At 62.6% G+C, this 15,327-nt stretch carries 16 protein-coding genes and 1 pseudogene; 11 read left to right on the forward strand and 6 right to left on the reverse strand.

Going from position 1 to position 15,327, the window contains the following annotated elements; all coding sequences use genetic code 11:
- Nucleotides 1-182: 182 nt before the first annotated feature.
- Nucleotides 183-1,793 carry an ABC transporter substrate-binding protein gene (locus EN990_RS15675; RefSeq protein ID WP_127369978.1) on the reverse strand — a complete coding sequence of 537 codons (1,611 nt, stop codon included), beginning with the start codon at nt 1,791-1,793 and terminating at the stop codon, nt 183-185.
- A gap of 90 nt (nt 1,794-1,883) precedes the next feature.
- On the opposite strand from EN990_RS15675, the gene EN990_RS15680 reads away from it, so the two are divergent.
- A complete protein-coding gene (locus tag EN990_RS15680) occupies nt 1,884-2,105 on the forward strand; it encodes a hypothetical protein (RefSeq protein WP_127224205.1) in 222 nt (73 codons plus the stop codon).
- 62 nt (nt 2,106-2,167) lie between these two features.
- Entirely contained in the window at nt 2,168-3,358 is a 1,191-nt protein-coding gene (locus EN990_RS15685) for a Xaa-Pro peptidase family protein (protein WP_127388323.1), read from the forward strand.
- Nucleotides 3,359-3,468: 110 nt separating this feature from the next.
- On the opposite strand, the gene EN990_RS15690 is transcribed toward EN990_RS15685, so the two are convergent.
- From EN990_RS15690 to EN990_RS15700, 3 genes are read right to left on the reverse strand one after another with little or no spacing between them, the layout of a single operon-like run.
- Nucleotides 3,469-3,885, reverse strand: coding sequence for a cupin domain-containing protein (locus EN990_RS15690; protein ID WP_127369167.1), 417 nt, complete (start codon nt 3,883-3,885; stop codon nt 3,469-3,471).
- A 5-nt stretch (nt 3,886-3,890) separates the two neighbouring features.
- The gene (locus EN990_RS15695) at nt 3,891-4,757 is read right to left on the reverse strand and encodes a phosphoenolpyruvate hydrolase family protein (protein ID WP_013529491.1); all 867 of its coding nucleotides are present in this window, start codon (nt 4,755-4,757) and stop codon (nt 3,891-3,893) included.
- 13 nt (nt 4,758-4,770) lie between these two features.
- The gene (locus tag EN990_RS15700) at nt 4,771-5,967 is read right to left on the reverse strand and encodes a Tm-1-like ATP-binding domain-containing protein (RefSeq protein WP_127369166.1); all 1,197 of its coding nucleotides are present in this window, start codon (nt 5,965-5,967) and stop codon (nt 4,771-4,773) included.
- Between the two features lie 109 nt (nt 5,968-6,076).
- Here EN990_RS15700 and EN990_RS15705 point away from each other — a divergent pair, with 109 nt between their 5' ends.
- From EN990_RS15705 to EN990_RS15735, 7 genes are all read left to right on the forward strand, one after another.
- On the forward strand, nt 6,077-6,772 hold the full coding sequence (locus tag EN990_RS15705; protein ID WP_127369165.1) for a TetR/AcrR family transcriptional regulator: 696 nt from the start codon (nt 6,077-6,079) through the stop codon (nt 6,770-6,772).
- A gap of 359 nt (nt 6,773-7,131) precedes the next feature.
- Complete coding sequence (locus EN990_RS15710) at nt 7,132-8,448, forward strand: extracellular solute-binding protein (protein ID WP_013529494.1); 1,317 nt, start codon at nt 7,132-7,134, stop codon at nt 8,446-8,448.
- Between the two features lie 65 nt (nt 8,449-8,513).
- Nucleotides 8,514-9,419 (forward strand): sugar ABC transporter permease, encoded by a 906-nt coding sequence (locus EN990_RS15715; RefSeq protein ID WP_013529495.1) that lies wholly within the window; start codon nt 8,514-8,516, stop codon nt 9,417-9,419.
- Between the two features lies 1 nt (nt 9,420).
- The gene (locus EN990_RS15720) at nt 9,421-10,380 is read left to right on the forward strand and encodes a carbohydrate ABC transporter permease (protein ID WP_013529496.1); all 960 of its coding nucleotides are present in this window, start codon (nt 9,421-9,423) and stop codon (nt 10,378-10,380) included.
- Entirely contained in the window at nt 10,377-10,598 is a 222-nt protein-coding gene (locus tag EN990_RS15725) for a hypothetical protein (RefSeq protein WP_064995531.1), read from the forward strand. Before EN990_RS15720 ends, EN990_RS15725 begins: the two co-directional genes overlap by 4 nt.
- Nucleotides 10,595-11,698: an ABC transporter ATP-binding protein gene (locus tag EN990_RS15730; RefSeq protein WP_127385128.1), complete on the forward strand. Its 1,104-nt coding sequence runs from the start codon at nt 10,595-10,597 to the stop codon at nt 11,696-11,698. The genes EN990_RS15725 and EN990_RS15730 overlap by 4 nt, the downstream gene beginning before the upstream one ends.
- Entirely contained in the window at nt 11,698-12,783 is a 1,086-nt protein-coding gene (locus EN990_RS15735; RefSeq protein WP_127366117.1) for an ABC transporter ATP-binding protein, read from the forward strand. Before EN990_RS15730 ends, EN990_RS15735 begins: the two co-directional genes overlap by 1 nt.
- A gap of 13 nt (nt 12,784-12,796) precedes the next feature.
- Here the strand turns inward: EN990_RS15735 and EN990_RS15740 are convergent, their stop codons facing one another.
- Nucleotides 12,797-13,228 carry a DUF4437 domain-containing protein gene (locus tag EN990_RS15740; RefSeq protein ID WP_127369949.1) on the reverse strand — a complete coding sequence of 144 codons (432 nt, stop codon included), beginning with the start codon at nt 13,226-13,228 and terminating at the stop codon, nt 12,797-12,799.
- Nucleotides 13,229-13,364: 136 nt separating this feature from the next.
- Between EN990_RS15740 and EN990_RS15745 the strand changes: the two are divergent.
- Nucleotides 13,365-14,147 (forward strand): annotated as a pseudogene (locus EN990_RS15745) (MFS transporter); the annotation flags it as partial.
- 97 nt (nt 14,148-14,244) lie between these two features.
- Here the strand turns inward: EN990_RS15745 and EN990_RS15750 are convergent.
- On the reverse strand, nt 14,245-14,523 hold the full coding sequence (locus tag EN990_RS15750; RefSeq protein ID WP_128278686.1) for a GFA family protein: 279 nt from the start codon (nt 14,521-14,523) through the stop codon (nt 14,245-14,247).
- Between the two features lie 174 nt (nt 14,524-14,697).
- Between EN990_RS15750 and EN990_RS15755 the strand changes: the two genes are divergently transcribed.
- Nucleotides 14,698-15,327 (forward strand): amidase family protein (locus tag EN990_RS15755; RefSeq protein ID WP_245469185.1); only part of this gene is annotated, 630 nt, incomplete at its 3' end.

Genomic DNA, 15,327 nt, shown 5'->3' on the forward strand with positions numbered 1-15,327 from the left:
CCCTCAAGGGGGGAGATCGGCTGTCTCTTTTGGCTTCGCCAATCTCCAACGTTGAAGAATTCGCGGGACAGACAAGCGGCCAATCTCCCCCCTTGGGGGGGAGATGTCCGGTAGGACAGAGGGGGGCCTCGTAGAACTCAAAGCCTACGATGATTTCGCGAATTTTCATCCGCGCAATTCTGTCACGATTCCAAATACGTGTCCGCCCAGTTCGACACCGCCCAGCGCGGGTTGTTGGCGATGTTGCCGACGGTGTCTCGCGCGACGCTGATGAAACTCCATTCGGCGACGTTGATCAGCGGCAGGTCGGCAGCCACCGCCTTCTGGAACTCCTTGTAGAGGTCGGTGCGGGCTGATGCGTCGAGCGTCTCCGATGCCTTGGCGATGAGCGCATCGAGCGCATCGTTCTTGTAGCCGCCCTGGTTGGAGAACGGCACGCCGTCGGGAATGCCGCTCTGCACCAGGATGGTGGTCGAGATCGCCGGATCGCCGCGGAACACCGGCGGACCGACCGCGAGATCGAAGGCGTGGTCGGTGTAGACCGCCTTGATGTGCGCGGCCGAGTCGTTGTTGACCAGCTCAGCGTCGATGCCGATGGCGGCGAGCGCCTGGCGCAGATAGTCGCCGAACTGTTTTGTCTCGTTGAAATAGGGCGCAGGCAGCAGTTTCAGCGTGAAGCGCTTGCCGTCCGGGCCTTTCTTGTAGCCGGCTTCGTCGAGCAGCGCGTTGGCCTTGGCGACGTCGAAGGCATAGGTCGGCACATCGGCGGTGTAGAATTGTGGATCGTTCTTCGGCACCGGGCCGGTGGCTGTCGCGGCATAGCCGAGGAACACCGTCTTGACGACGAAATCCTTGTCGATGGCATGCGCGATCGCCTGGCGCACTTTGACATCGGCCAGTTCCTTGCGGCGATGGTTGATCTCGACGACGAGCTGATAGGTCAGCCCTTCGTAACCCTTGGTGATCACTTTCAGGCCCGGCACTTTCGAGATGCGGTCGAGGTCGGCCAGCGGCACGGCGGAAAAGGCCGCCAGCTGGATCTCTCCGGCCTCCAGCGCGCTCGCCGCGGACGTGCGATCCGGCAGCACCTGATAGATGATCTCGTCGAGATAGGGCTCGTCCTTGCCCCAGTAGTCGGTGTTTTTGGTCAGCCGGTAATATTGGCCGGCCTTGTACTCTGCGAATTTGAACGGCCCGGTGCCGATGGGCGCGTTGTTGGCCGGGTTGTCCTCGATCTTGCCGACCTCGTAGATGTGCTTCGGCACCACGCTGCTCAGCGCCGGCAGCGCGTTGCGGATCAACTGGAACGGCGTCGGCTTGGCGAATTTGAACACGGCGGTGAGATCGTCAGGGGTGTCGACGCTGGCCAGATCCTTGAACACGGTGCGGCCGAGATTTTGCAGCGGCTTCCAGATTTGCAGCGCCGAGAAGGCGACGTCGGCCGAGGTGAACGGTTTGCCGTCATGCCATTTGACGCCGTCGCGCAGTTTGAACGTCACCGAGAGCCCATCGGCGGCACCCTCCCAGCTCAGCGCCAGCCTTGGCGCGAGTCCGTCCTTGCCGTCGTAGGAGGCTTCGGCCAGCGTTTCGACGATCTTGCTGGAGATGAAGAAGACGCCGTTGGAAGCGACGATCGCCGGGTTGAGGTTGCGCGGTTCGGAATCGGCGGCAAGCACAAGCCGCCCGCCCTTCTTCGGCGTCTGCGCCCAGCCCGGTGTCGGGATGGCGGTGGAGGCCAGCAGCATTGCCGAGCCGGAAAGCATCGTGCGCCTGGAAATCGTGAAACCTGACATGATCGAACTCCGTCCCCTCCGCGACCCGGTTGGGCGCGCCAATACCCCTCGAACGCCGGCAAGCCCGCCAGCATCCTTGCGGCGGCGATTATGAGCCTTGCCGAGGGTTTCGCCAGAGACGGAATTGGCGCATCCTCGCTTGGCTTTGAAATTTTCGTCCGCTGGACCAGTTTGGAATATGCGCTTCTATCGCGTCAATCTGGTAGGACCAAATTGATGGGATATGCGACGGACAAAGGTATGATGACATGGAACGGTGCTGTTTGCCCTATTTCTGGCTGGACCAGAACGGGCAAAATGGTGCAGATTTGAGTCATGGCCAGGGGATCGCGAGCGGAACGGCCGGCGGTCCCAGGCAATTCAGGGAGAGAGAGATGAACATTGCTCCGGGCAAGAATGCCGTCGGCAATATCCCGTTCGACCAGGCAAGGGTCGACCGGCTGATGGAGGAGGCCGGCATCGATGTGCTGCTCGCCACCTCCAAGCACAACACGCAATACCTGCTGGGCGGTTACAAGTTCATCTTCTTCGCCGCCATGGATGCGATCGGCCACAGCCGGTACCTGCCGATCGTCGTGTACGAAAAGGGCGGGCCGGACCATGCCGCCTATATCGGCAACCGCATGGAGGGCGGCGAGCACCAGAACAATCCGTTCTGGACGCCGACGCTGCACGCCGCCTGCTGGGGCACGCTCGACGCCGCCAACCTTGCGGTCGAGCACCTGCAGAAGATCGGCAAGGCCGGCGCGCGCATCGGCATCGAGCCTGGCTTCCTGCCATCGGACGCCTATACGCTGATCCGCAAGGCGTTGCCGGATGCCAGGCTGATCGATGCGACCGACATGCTGGAGCGTATGCGCGCCATCAAGACCTATGCGGAGCTGGAGAAGCTGCGCACGGCCTCCGAACTGATCACCGATTCCATGCTGGCGACCATTGCCTGGGCGCGTGAAGGCACGACTAAAAGCGAGATCATCGAGCAGCTGCGGCGCGAGGAAACCAATCGCGGCATCCATTTCGAATATTGCCTGCTGACGCTGGGTGCCAGCCACAACCGCGCCGCTTCACCGCAGGCGTGGGAAAAAGGCGAGGTGCTGTCAATCGATTCCGGCGGCAATTATCACGGCTATATAGGGGACCTCTGCCGGATGGGCATTCTCGGCGAACCGGATGCCGAGCTCGAAGATCTGCTGGCCGAGGTCGAGACGGTGCAGCAGGCGGCCTTCTCAAAAGTCAAAGCGGGCACGCTGGGCGGCGACATGATTTCGCATGCCGAGGGCGTGCTGAAGGCTTCGAAGGTCGCGCCCTACACGGATTTCTTCGCCCATGGCATGGGGCTGATCACGCACGAGGCGCCGTTCCTGATGACCAACCACCCGGTGACCTATGAAGGCACCTATGCGGCCAAGCCGCTGGAGAAGAACATGGTGCTTTCGGTGGAGACGACCATGCTCCACCCGACACGGGGCTTCATCAAGCTGGAAGACACGCTGGCGGTGACGGACGCTGGTTATGTGATGTTCGGTGATCGGGGCCGGGGGTGGAACAGGGGTGGGACGGCCTAGCTGGTATTGAGGCTGCTGCCCCCTCACCCGGATTGCCATCCGGGAAAAGCAATTCGGGGCAATCCGACCTCTCCCCGAGGGGAGAGGAGGGAGCCGGAACCGAGGAAAGATCACTGTCCCGGCGGGATCAACCTGAAATCCGGTAGCTCACGCAAAACCAGTTCAGGTCCTGCCGGCGAATAGACGACGAACAGCTGCATCGGCCCGTCGCCGGTGTTGAGCGTCGAATGAAAGCGGCTTTCCGGCACATAGATGGTGCAGCCGGGGCCAACCTTCTCGACCATCGGATTGCCCCTCTCGTCCTCGACCATCTGTTCGCCATGGCCTGAGATGACGAAGATGATTTCTTCCGCGCCCGGATGGTTGTGGCGCGTGTGGCCCTTGCCGGAAGGCAGGTCGACGACGCCGCCGGAAAAGCGGGTTGCGCCATTCACTTCGGGCGCCACCGTCAGCGCCAATTTTCCCCAGTCGAAGCCGAAGGCGCTGACGTCCTTCGGGTACACGAACACTTTGCTCTTGTCGGTCATCTCACTCATCCCTTCTTTTTCTTGAATGTGGTCTTCTGGCCGCCGAGCGCGACGGCCTTGAAATCGGCCGTCTGCTTGGCGATCGCGGCTTCCGCCGGCAGCCGTTCCATCGAGCTGGCGCCATAGAAGCCGTGCAGGCCCTTGGCCTGGGAGAGAATGTAACGGGCGTCGTCGGGCATCGAAATCGGGCCGCCATGGCAAAGCAGGATGACATCCTTGCGCACCGAGCGCGCGGCGTTGGCGATGGCGTCGATCTCCTGAACGCAGTCGTCGAGCGACTTGGCCGACGTGGCGCCGATCGAGCCACCTGTCGTCACACCCATATGGGCGACGACGATGTCGGCGCCGGCTTTTGTCATGGCGCGGGCCTCATCCGGGTTGAAGACGTAGGGCGTGGTCAAGAGGTCGAGCTTGTGCGCCTCGGCGATCATGTCGACCTCGAGGCCGAAGCCCATGCCGGTCTCCTCGAAGCTCTGCCGCATGCTGCCGTCGAACAGGCCGATGGTGGGAAAATTCTGCACGCCGGAAAAGCCCATCGTCTTCAGCTCTGCCAGCAGCAGCGGCATGATGACGAAGGGGTCGGTGCCGTTGACGCCGGCCAGCACCGGCGTGTGTCTGACCACCGGCAGCACCTCATAGGCCATTTCCTTGACGATCTCGTTGGCATTGCCATAGGCGAGCAGGCCGGCGGCCGAGCCGCGCCCGGCCATGCGGTAGCGGCCGGAATTGTAGATGATGATGAGGTCGATGCCGCCGGCCTCCTCGGCCTTCGCCGACAGGCCGGTGCCGGCGCCGCCGCCGACGATCGGCACGCCCTTGTCGATCATTCCCCTGAATTTCTTCAAGATGTCCTTGCGCGGTATGGCGGGCATTTTTTGAGGTCTCTCACTGTCTGGCGATGTCGAGGAAGGCCGCTGTTGCAGCCCTTGCGAATTCCGGGTCGTTGATATGCAGCGGCAGGCGCGTCACGCGGCGCTTGCCGTTGGGCTTGATGGTGCGCTCGATTGCATCGAACAGAACGGCGTCGGCTTCCGGGTCGAAGAAGGCGCCGCCTTCGATGTCGAGCGCCGAGACGCCTTTTTCCGGGATGAGAAAATGCACCGGCCCCCCGCAGCGGGCGAGCCTGGTGCCGATCCACTCGCCGATCGCACGGCATTCGTCCGCCGCGGTGCGCATCAGCGTGACGTTGGGATTGTGTTCGTAGAACAGCCGGTCGCGATAGTGCTCCGGGATGGTCGAAGGCGCCCAGAAGTTCACCATATCGAGCGCGCCGACGGAGCCGACATAGGGCAGCCCCGTGCGTGCGACGGCGCCGAAACGATCCTCCGTCGCCGGCAGCACGCCGCCGAACAGGAGATCGCAGACTTCGGTCGTGGTGATGTCGACGACGCCGGACAGCAAGCCGCTGTCGGCCAGCTTTTCCATGCTGCGGCCGCCAGTGCCGGTGGCGTGGAAGACCATGCAGTCATATCCGGAACGGAGCTGGTCGGCGATGGCGGTCACGCAAGGCGTGGTGACGCCGAACATGGTGAGGCCGATGGACGGTTTGCCGTCGGGTGGTGGCGCCGGGGTGGCCGCCATGCCTGATATGGCTTGAGCCGCGTTGTGCAACACGACACGGGAGAGCCGGTTCAGTCCGGCCATGTCGGTCACAGAAGGCATCATGATGATGTCGGAGACATCGACGTAGGGAGCGGTGTCGCCGGAGGCGAGCGTCGAGACCATGATCTTGGGCAGGCCGAGCGGCAGGGCGCGCATGCCCGACGTGACGATCGATGTGCCACCACCGCCGCCGATGCCGATCATGGCCGCGATGTCGTTGCGCGATTGGGCAAAGCGGGCGAAGGCGATGCCCATCGCGGCGACAGCGGCGCCACGATCATTGCCGCCGAGCACGGCGTCACGGCCGCCCGGATGATGGTCGGCGATTTCCCTCGCGCTGATATCGACGGGGATGGTTGCGTCGCGCGTTCCGACATCGACACGACAAACGAGGGCGCCCGCAGCAGTGATCGCATCGGCCAGGAAGGCGAGTTCCTCGCCCTTGGTGTCCGCGGTACCCACCACATAAATACGCTTCATTGCGCTCTCCCAATCCTGGCAGGCGCGATGCCGCCCCCATCGCTCATTGCCCGGGCCACTTGACGATGCGGACCATTGCAAATTTTTGAGACGCGCGTATCGTATTGGTATGAATGTCTCACGTCAACAATCCGCTGCGAGCGACGAGGCTGAACGGGCAACCGGCCCAGTGCCCGAACGTGGGCCGCGCGCGCGGACCAAACGGCTGATGCTGGAGACGGCAACAAGGCTGATGCAGGCGGGCGTCACGCCCTCAGTCAGCGAGGTCGCCGAGGCGGCCGAGGTTTCCCGCGCCACCGCCTATCGTTACTTCCCGAGCCAGTCGGCACTGGTGCAGGCCGTCGTCGACGAGGGGCTGGGGCCAATCCTCACCTGGCAATCGACCTCCGCCGATGCCGAGCGCCGGGTCGCCGAGCTGTTCGACACGGCCATGCCGCGCATCGAGGCCTTCGAGGCTACGTTCAAGGCAGCACTGAAGCTGTCGCTCGATCAATGGGCGCGGCGTCAGGCCGGCACGCTGGGCGGTGAGCCCGCCTTTACGCGTGGCCACCGCATCGACCTGCTGAAGGATGCGCTCTCGCCGCTCAAGGGCCGTTTGCCGCCGCGCGACTTCAAGCGGCTGGCACAGGCGCTGTCGCTTATCTTCGGCGTCGAGGTGCTGATCGTGCTCAAGGATATCTGGGGGCTGGACAGCCGCCGGACGATGTCGGTCGCACAGTGGGCGGCCGGGGCGCTGGTGCGTGCGGCAGTGGCGGAATCGGTCGATGAAGGAGGCAGCCTCGATCCGAAGGCAGTCGTGAAATAGAGCCTAACTGGTTCGACCAGATTGGCATGCACACTACTGATCTTAGCGGTTGGGTGGGGTATTGGACAATACCCGATCATATCACTGAGTAGGAAAATCTTGGTAAAACAGGCAGATAAAGCGGTAATCCGATGGAAATGGCCACGTCAAGCTGCCAAGAAAGGGCTTGACGCGCATGCAAAATTGGTAATACCAGATTGGATCAGAAAAGCGGATCGAAAGTGAGGGCTGCGATCCATTTTCCGGCGGGGCGAGGAGGCTCGAAACCGGAAAGGTGCGATCACGGGAGGAACTACCAGGGCCGGCCACGTTGCCGGCTCGCACGATAAGGTAGAACGCGCACAAGGGAGGAAATCATTATGCGCAAGTTAGTGACCAGCGTACTTGCTGGTATCGGCTTAACGCTTGCCTGCGGAACGTCCGTTTACGCGCAGGAAAAGTCACTCACCATCTTCTGGGCTGAATGGGATCCCGCAAATTATCTGCAGGAGCTCGGCAACGAGTACGAGAAGCAAACCGGCGTCAAGATCACGGTGGAAACCACCCCGTGGGCCGATTTCCAGACCAAGGCCTTTACCGAGTTCAACGCCAAGGGCAGCGCCTATGACCTGGTCGTCGGCGACTCGCAATGGCTTGGTGCCGCCTCCGAGGGCGGTCACTATGTCGACCTCACCGACTTCGTCAAAGAGAACAAGGTTCTCGACAAGATGGCTCCGGCGACGGTCAAGTTCTACTCCGAATATCCCGGCAACAGCGGCAAATACTGGTCGATCCCGGCCGAGGGCGACGCCGTGGGCTGGGCCTACCGCAAGGACTGGTTCGAGGATCCGAAGGAAATGGAAGCGTTCAAGGCCAAGTATGGCTACGACCTTGCCGTTCCGAAGACCTTCAAGGAAATGACCGACATCGCGGAGTTCTTCAACAGGCCCGACCAGAACCGCTACGGCATCGCCATCTACACCCAGAACCAGTATGACGGCCTGGCGATGGGCTTCGAGAACGCGCTGTTCTCGTATGGCGGTGAGCTCGGCGACTTCGGTACCTACAAGGTCGACGGCATCATCAACTCGGACAAGGCGGTGGCCGCGGCGGAAAACTACCGCAAGCTGTTCGGCTTCACGCCTCCGGGCTGGACCAACGCCTTTTTCGTCGAGAACAACCAGGCCATCACCGAAGGCCTGGCGGCGATGAGCATGAACTACTTCGCCTTCTTCCCCTCGTTGATCAACGAGGCGTCGAACCCGAACGCCAAGAACACCGGCTTCTTCGCCAACCCGGCAGGTCCAGGTGGCGAGCAGTTCGCCGCGCTCGGCGGCCAGGGCATTTCCGTCGTCTCCTATTCCAACAACAAGGAAGAGGCGATGAAATTCCTGAAGTGGTTCATCCAGGACGATACGCAGAAGAAGTGGGCGGCCCTCGGCGGCTACACCTGCAACAAGGCCGTGCTGGAATCGGCCGAGTTCCAGAACGCCACGCCCTACAACAAGGCCTTCTACGACACGATGTTCAAGGTCAAGGACTTCTGGGCGGTGCCGGAGTACGCGGAACTGCTGCAGCAGCTCAACCAGCGTGTCTATCCGTACATCGTAAACGGCGATGGTACGGCCAAGGAAATGCTGGATGCGCTGGCGAAGGATTGGGACGCCACGTTCAAGAAATACGGCCGCGGCCAATAACCGACATGTAGTGCGGAGGAGGCCCGTGCCTCCTCCGTTTTCTTTTTCAGGAATGGGAGCAGGTCTTGGCGACCACAATGATCACACCGCTGAATACCTCCTCCAGAGCCGCCTCTCGCGGCCTCAGCGACATTTCGATACGCAACCTCTTCATCATTCCGACGATCGTGTTCCTGATCGTCTTCAACATCTTTCCGCTGATCTATTCGCTCGGCTATTCCTTCACTGACTTCCGCGCATCGACCAATGCGCCGGCCAATTTCGTCGGACTGAAGAACTATCGCGAGCTCCTCAGCGACCCTTATATCTGGAACAATTTCGCGGTGACCGCGAAATACGTCATCGTCTCGGTCGTCGGTCAGGTTGTCGTCGGCTTTGGAACGGCAATGCTGCTCAATCGCACCATTCCGCTCAAGGGCCTGATCACGACATTGCTGCTCTTGCCGATGATGCTCTCGATGGCGGTGGTCGGCCTGTTCTGGAAGCTGCTCTACGATCCGTCCTGGGGTGTCATCAACTACGTGCTCGACCTCGGCAAATTCCAATGGCTCGGCGACCCGAAGATGGCGCTCTACGCGGTCGCGTTCACGGACATCTGGATGTGGTCACCCTTCGTCATGCTGTTATCGCTCGCCGGGCTTTCGGCGGTGCCGAAGCATCTTTACGAAGCTGCCGCGATCGACCGCGCCGGGCCGTTCTATACCTTCTTCCGCATCACGCTGCCGCTGGTCGCGCCGATCCTGATGATCGCGGTCATCTTCCGCACCATGGAAGCCTTCAAGACTTTCGATCTTGCCTATGTGCTGTCGACGCAGCCGAGCACGGAGGTGATTTCCATCCGTCTCTACAAGATGGCTTTCCAGGAATGGCAGACGGGGCGCTCCTGCGCGCTTGCCTATATCGTGCTGATCATGGTGCTGGCGATCACCAACATCTATGTGAAATACCTCAACAAAGTTAAGGAGCGCTGAGATGGCGGCCGTCCAGACTTCGGGTGAACGGGCGCTCAACAAGGTCGCTATTGTCGCCGTCCTCTTGGTGACGATCATCTTCCTGGCGCCGATCTACTGGATCGTGGCGACCTCGTTCAAGCCACGCAACCTGGCCACGACGATCCCGCCGACGGTGATGTTCGAGCCGACCATCTCGCCTTTCGTCAAACTTTTCACAAAGCGCTCACAGTTGCGCAGCCCGCCGTCGGCCGAAGAATATGCCGCCGCCCCGTGGTGGGAGCGGGTCGTGTTCGACGGCGGCGAGAAGATCGTGCGCGACGGCAAGGGCCAGGTGCAATGGTCGGGATATCCGAGCCGCTTCCTGAACTCGCTCATCATCGCCATCACCTCGACGGTGTTGGCGGTCGGCATGGGGACATTCACCGCCTATGGCTTCTCGCGCTTCAAGGTGAAAGGGGAGGCGGATCTGCTCTTCTTCATCCTGTCGACGCGCATGTTGCCGGCGGTGGTGGTCGCCATCCCGATGTTCCTGATGTACCGGGCAGTCGGGCTCAACGACACGCATCTGGGCCTGATCATTCTCTACACCGCCTTCAACCTGTCCTTCTCCGTGTGGCTGATGAAGGGTTTCATGGACGAGATTCCGAAGGAATATGAGGAGGCCGCGCTTGTCGACGGCTACACGCGCATGGAGGCGTTCTTCAAGATCGTGCTGCCGGAGGCCGCCACGGGCATCGCCGCCACCGCCGTGTTCTGTTTCATCACCGCATGGAACGAATACGCCTTTGCGCTGATCATGACCAACCGCCGCGCCCAGACCGCGCCTCCCTTCATCCCGAGCCAGGTCGGTTCGGGCCTGCCGGACTGGACGGTGATCGCCTCCGGAACCTTCCTGTTCCTGCTGCCGGTCGCCATCTTCACCTTCCTGCTTCGCAATCATCTGCTGCGCGGCATGTCCTTCGGAGCGATCCGCAAATGAGTTTTCGCGCCATCAACCAGAAATACCTTGAGCCTGGGTCGCAGATATTGATGGTGCTCGGCATCGTCGCGCTCTGCCAGCCCTGGAACATGCTGCTGCACAGCTATGGCCTGACCATCATCCTGATCGGGCTCGTCGGCTTCAACGTAACCTCCAAGATCGCGCCCGAGGAGAAGGCCGGCACCGGCCAGGTGCGCAATCCGGGAGCACAGCATTGACCCAGATCGAGCTTCGCGGCGTCCAGAAATTCTTCGGCGCCGTCCAGGTCATCAAGGACCTGAATCTCAAGATCGCCGACAACGAGTTCATCGTGCTGCTCGGCCAATCGGGCTGCGGCAAGACGACGACGCTGCGCGCCATCGCCGGGCTGGAAACCATCGACGAGGGCGACATCTTCATCGACGGCAAGCCGGTGCAGCATTTGAAGGCCGCCGACCGCGACATCGCCATGGTGTTCCAGTCGTTCTCGCTCTATCCGCATATGAGCGTCTACGAGAACATCGCCTTCCCCTTGCGCGCCACGCGCAAGAGCAAGACGGAGATCGACAGCGAGGTGCGTTCGGTCGCCAAGACGCTGCAGATCACCGATCTGCTGGACAAGAAGCCGTCGGCGCTCTCGGGTGGCGACATGCAGCGCGTCGCCATTGGCCGCGCTCTGGTGCGGCGACCGAAGGCCATGCTGATGGATGAGCCGATCGGCGCGCTCGACGCCAAGCTGCGCGAGGAGATGCGCGCGGAAATCAAGCGGCTGCACATCAAGCAGGGCTCGACCACCATCTATGTCACGCACGACCAGATCGAGGCCATGAGCCTGGCCGACCGCATCGTCATCATGCACGCAGGCGTCTTGCAACAGGTCGGCACGCCCGACGAGGTCTATTCGCAGCCGGCAAATCTGTTCGTGGCGCAATTCGTCGGCAGCCCGGTGATGAATGTCACCGATGCCGCAGTCGCCGAGACCGGATCCGCGGTCTCGGTAACGGTCGGCGGCGCGGCTTCTGGCTTCGAATTTCCGCAGGCATTGCTGTCGAAGCTCAACGGCCATGCCGGGCGGGAGCTCGCGCTGGGCATTCGCCCGGAGGGCGTGCTCATTCGGCGCGAGGCGACCGAGGGCTTCGTGCCTGTCGACACGCATATCGTCGAGCCGCTCGGCTCCTTCGACATCGTCGATCTCAAGGTCGGAACCGAGTTGCTGCGGGCCCGCACCAAGAGCGGCTTCGTTGCCGGACCCGGTGAAAGGGTCTTCGCCAGGATCGACCCGACCCAGGCGCATTTCTTCGACAAGGCAAGCGGCAAGTCGCTCGAGGTGAGACTCTGATGGCCCATATCCAGCTCAAGAACATCTCAAAGACCTTCGGCAACCACACGGCGCTCACCGGGCTCGATCTCGATATTGCCGATGGCGAGTTCTTCGTGCTGCTGGGCGAGACGGGCGCCGGCAAGACGACGACGCTGCGGCTTATCGCCGGCTTGGAAAAGCCCAGCGAAGGCCAGGTCTTCATCGACGGCGTCGACGTTGCCGACTGGGGTGCGGCCGAGCGTGACGTGGCGCTGGTGCTGCAGCAATATTCGCTCTATCCGCGCTACACGGTGCGCGAAAATCTCGAATTCCCGCTGAAGCCGAAAATTCGCCGGCTGCCCGACGCCGAGATCAAGGACCGTGTCGACCGTGCCGCCCGTACGCTGCGGATCGAGCATCTGCTCGACCGCAAGACGGATCGGCTGTCCGGCGGCGAGATGCAGCGCGTCTCGATCGGCCGCGCCATCGTGCGCAAGCCGCGTGTGTTCCTGATGGACGAGCCGCTGTCTGCGCTCGACGCCAAGCTGCGCGAGGCGCTGCGGACTGAACTGAAGAACCTGCAGATACAGCTCGGCGCCACCTTCCTGTTCGTCACCCACGATCAGATCGAGGCGATGTCGATGGGTGACAAGGTCGGCGTGCTCAACCATGGCCGAATCGTCCAGACCGGCACACCGCATGAGATCTACAACAATCCACGCGACACCTATGTGGCGAGCTTCGTCGGCTCGCCGCCGATGAACCTCATCGACGGCAAGCTCGTGAACGGCCGCGCGGTGATGGCGCCGCTGAATTTCGAATTGCCTTTTTCAGGGGGTGCCAAGGCGGGCGGGGCGACCGATGGTCGCCCGCTCGTCTTCGGCATTCGTCCCGAGGACGTCCATCTCGAGAGCGGCGCGCCGGTCGAGGCGCGTGTCCACGACGTCGAGAACCACGGCGTCGAAAAGATCCTGACGCTGCGCGTCGGCGACACGACACTGCGTGCCACCGTGCCGGCCAGGACCGATGTCGCCATCGAGCAGGCGGTGCGCTTTGCCTGGAACCCCGACAAGGTGGTGCTGTTCGACAAGGGCAGCGGCGTCAGCTTGCGACACGCCTCATAGGCTGCATGCGAGCCTATTTCTGGAAGTAGGTTTCGTAGGGCGTGTCGTTGATCAGCAGGATCACGCATTCCGTGTCGGAGACGCAGGCGTCGTCATGCATCTCATTGGCTTTCTGGGTCCAGTAGGATCCAGGAGGCAGTTCGACCTTGGTCGCCTCGCCGCCATCCATCTGCCAGTGCGCCCACATCCTCTTTATGACCACCGCACGATAATCCGCGGTGTGCGCATGGACCGGTGCGCGCCAGTTGCCGGGAACCTTCAGCAACGTGCCTGCCGGACCCTTGGCCCGCTCGCCCCACAATGGGCCAAGACGATGCGGCTGGTCGGGTACTTCCGCCATATAGGGGATCCTGTCGGCCGGCAGGTAGCTGTCCTCGAGGGCAAAGGCGCGCCCGGGAACCGCAAGCATGACGGCGAGTGCGATGAGCTTCGGATGATTTGGCATTGGTTCTCCTCTTCGGACCGGCTTGCCGCCGGCCTCTCGCTGCCTGGTTCTGGCAAGCTATTGCATGCGGGTGGCCCGGCAATGGCATTGCGTCCGGAAGGCTTGGCAATTCATCCAGACCCAGCGATCCACGGCCGCGCTGCGGCTGGTGCCGATGCGATTGATGCCGCGCGCCATGTCGATCATCCTGACCGGCGTTTCGCTGGCGACCGTCTGTGCGGCGCCGGTCGGCGCCTATGTCGGTGACATCTGGGGCTGGCGCACGGCCTTCATGATTGCGACCGTGGTCGCCGCCCTGGCGCTGCTGGTGCAGCTGGCCACCATTCCGAAATTGCCCCCCGTGGGTGTGGCAAGCTTCCGCACCTTGCTCGACGTGCTGAAGCGTCCGTCGATCAGAGTGGCGCTGCTGGTCGCTTCGTGACACTTTGCCGGCTTCACCTATGTCCGTCCCTTCCTCGAGAAGGTCCCCGTGCTCGACATCGAGACGATCTCGCTGGTGCTGCTGGCCTATGGCATTGGCGGCTTCTTCGGCAATGTCGCCGGCGGCATCCTGGCCGAGCGCAGCCTCAAGGCAGCCGTTGGGCTGGCGCCCTTGCTGATCGCACCGGCCGCCGCCTCGATGCTGGTTTTCGGAGCTTCGCCGACGATCGCCGCTGCCGCCGTTGCGGTCTGGGGCTTTGCTTTCGGCGCGGTTCCGGTCGGGCTGCAGAGCTGGCTGGTGCGGGCAGCACCCGACCAGGCAGAAAGCGCCGGCGGACTGATGGTGGCGACGTTCCAGGTGGCGATCGCGCTCGGCGCCGTCTTCGGCGGCCTGCTGGTCGACCACACCGGCGTCGCCAGTGCCTTCGCCCATTGCGGCGCGGCGACATTGCTGGCGGCCAGCGTGGTGTTCCTGCGCGGCCCGAAGCAGGCCGAGTAGCCTCGCCGCAATCAGGCTTCCCTGACACCTGCGCGTCGGCCCGAGAACCATCACGGTTTTCGGGTCGACGCCGTTGTGACGGCAGCGACGAACGAACTCAGGCCGACCGCCCGTCGAAATCGAAGACCGACAGGGTCGAGGGGTCGAGATCGGCCACGCAGTTGATGTTGATGTAGGCGCTGCGTTCACGGCCCTCGCGGACATCCTCCGCAAAGGGATGGATGCCGCAGGCCCGGCAGAACCGGTGCGCGATGGCATGATTGCCGAATGTGTAGGTGCCCAAATCGTCGCCCCAGGCCAGGACCCGCAAGGTCCCGTGCGGGATGGCACACAACAGGGCGCCCTTGCGCGAGCAGATCGAGCAATTGCACCTGATGGCGCTGGTCAGTTCGGCCTTGAATTCGAAGGCGACCTTGCCGCAGTGGCAACTGCCTTTGTTCCTCGCATTCGACAGGGTGCAAAACCGTCTGCGCCGGGTTAAGTCTCGGCAAGCCAGGCACTGGCCGCTATCCCTTAAGACGTTCAGGGCGTCCGGAGTCCGACACCGAAAATGCAATCCGTCCGTGATCATCTGGAAATCATCCTTGCGCGCCTCGCCGCCCGTGCCGGCGAAGAGCGTGTGTTCACGAAGCTCTATGCCGAAGCCGCGAGGGCCGCGGCCGATGCCAGCGATGCGCGCAGCCAAGCCGGCGTGACGCTCGGGCCGCTCGACGGCACCATCGTCTCGATCAAGGATTTGTTCGATGTCGCCGGCGAGCCAACCACGGCCGGCTCGCTGATGCTCAAGACCGCCGCGCCCGCCTTGCGCGATGCCGTGATCGTCAGCCGGCTGCGGCAGGCCGGCGCGGTCATCGTCGGCAAGACCAACATGACCGAATTCGCCTTCACCGCGATCGGTGACAACCAGCACTATGGCACGCCCGGCAATGCGATGGATGCCAGCCGTATCCCGGGAGGTTCGTCTTCGGGCGCCGGCGTTTCGGTCGGCGAAGGCACCTGCGACATCGCCATTGGCTCGGATACGGGCGGTTCGGTGCGCATACCGGCATCGCTGAACGGCGTCGTCGGCTTCAAGCCGACGGCGCGGCGCGTGCCATTGACCGGCGCCTACCCATTGTCGGCAACGCTGGATTCGATTGGACCGCTGGCGCTGAGCGTCACCGCATGCGCGGTCGCCGAT

This window comes from Mesorhizobium sp. M7A.F.Ca.US.005.03.1.1, assembly GCF_003997975.1.
GTDB classification, from domain to species: domain Bacteria; phylum Pseudomonadota; class Alphaproteobacteria; order Rhizobiales; family Rhizobiaceae; genus Mesorhizobium; species Mesorhizobium ciceri.

Bases quoted from the DNA above. Each gene is read 5' to 3' on its own strand.
- EN990_RS15705 (WP_127369165.1), top strand. From the start codon at position 6,077: ATGAATGTCTCACGTCAACAATCCGCTGCGAGCGACGAGGCTGAACGG.
- EN990_RS15695 (WP_013529491.1), bottom strand. From the start codon at position 4,757: ATGCCCGCCATACCGCGCAAGGACATCTTGAAGAAATTCAGGGGAATG.
- EN990_RS15680 (WP_127224205.1), top strand. From the start codon at position 1,884: ATGAGCCTTGCCGAGGGTTTCGCCAGAGACGGAATTGGCGCATCCTCG.
- EN990_RS15685 (WP_127388323.1), top strand. From the start codon at position 2,168: ATGAACATTGCTCCGGGCAAGAATGCCGTCGGCAATATCCCGTTCGAC.
- EN990_RS15735 (WP_127366117.1), top strand. From the start codon at position 11,698: ATGGCCCATATCCAGCTCAAGAACATCTCAAAGACCTTCGGCAACCAC.
- EN990_RS15720 (WP_013529496.1), top strand. From the start codon at position 9,421: ATGGCGGCCGTCCAGACTTCGGGTGAACGGGCGCTCAACAAGGTCGCT.
- EN990_RS15725 (WP_064995531.1), top strand. From the start codon at position 10,377: ATGAGTTTTCGCGCCATCAACCAGAAATACCTTGAGCCTGGGTCGCAG.
- EN990_RS15690 (WP_127369167.1), bottom strand. From the start codon at position 3,885: ATGACCGACAAGAGCAAAGTGTTCGTGTACCCGAAGGACGTCAGCGCC.
- EN990_RS15675 (WP_127369978.1), bottom strand. From the start codon at position 1,793: ATGTCAGGTTTCACGATTTCCAGGCGCACGATGCTTTCCGGCTCGGCA.
- EN990_RS15700 (WP_127369166.1), bottom strand. From the start codon at position 5,967: ATGAAGCGTATTTATGTGGTGGGTACCGCGGACACCAAGGGCGAGGAA.
- EN990_RS15740 (WP_127369949.1), bottom strand. From the start codon at position 13,228: ATGCCAAATCATCCGAAGCTCATCGCACTCGCCGTCATGCTTGCGGTT.
- EN990_RS15710 (WP_013529494.1), top strand. From the start codon at position 7,132: ATGCGCAAGTTAGTGACCAGCGTACTTGCTGGTATCGGCTTAACGCTT.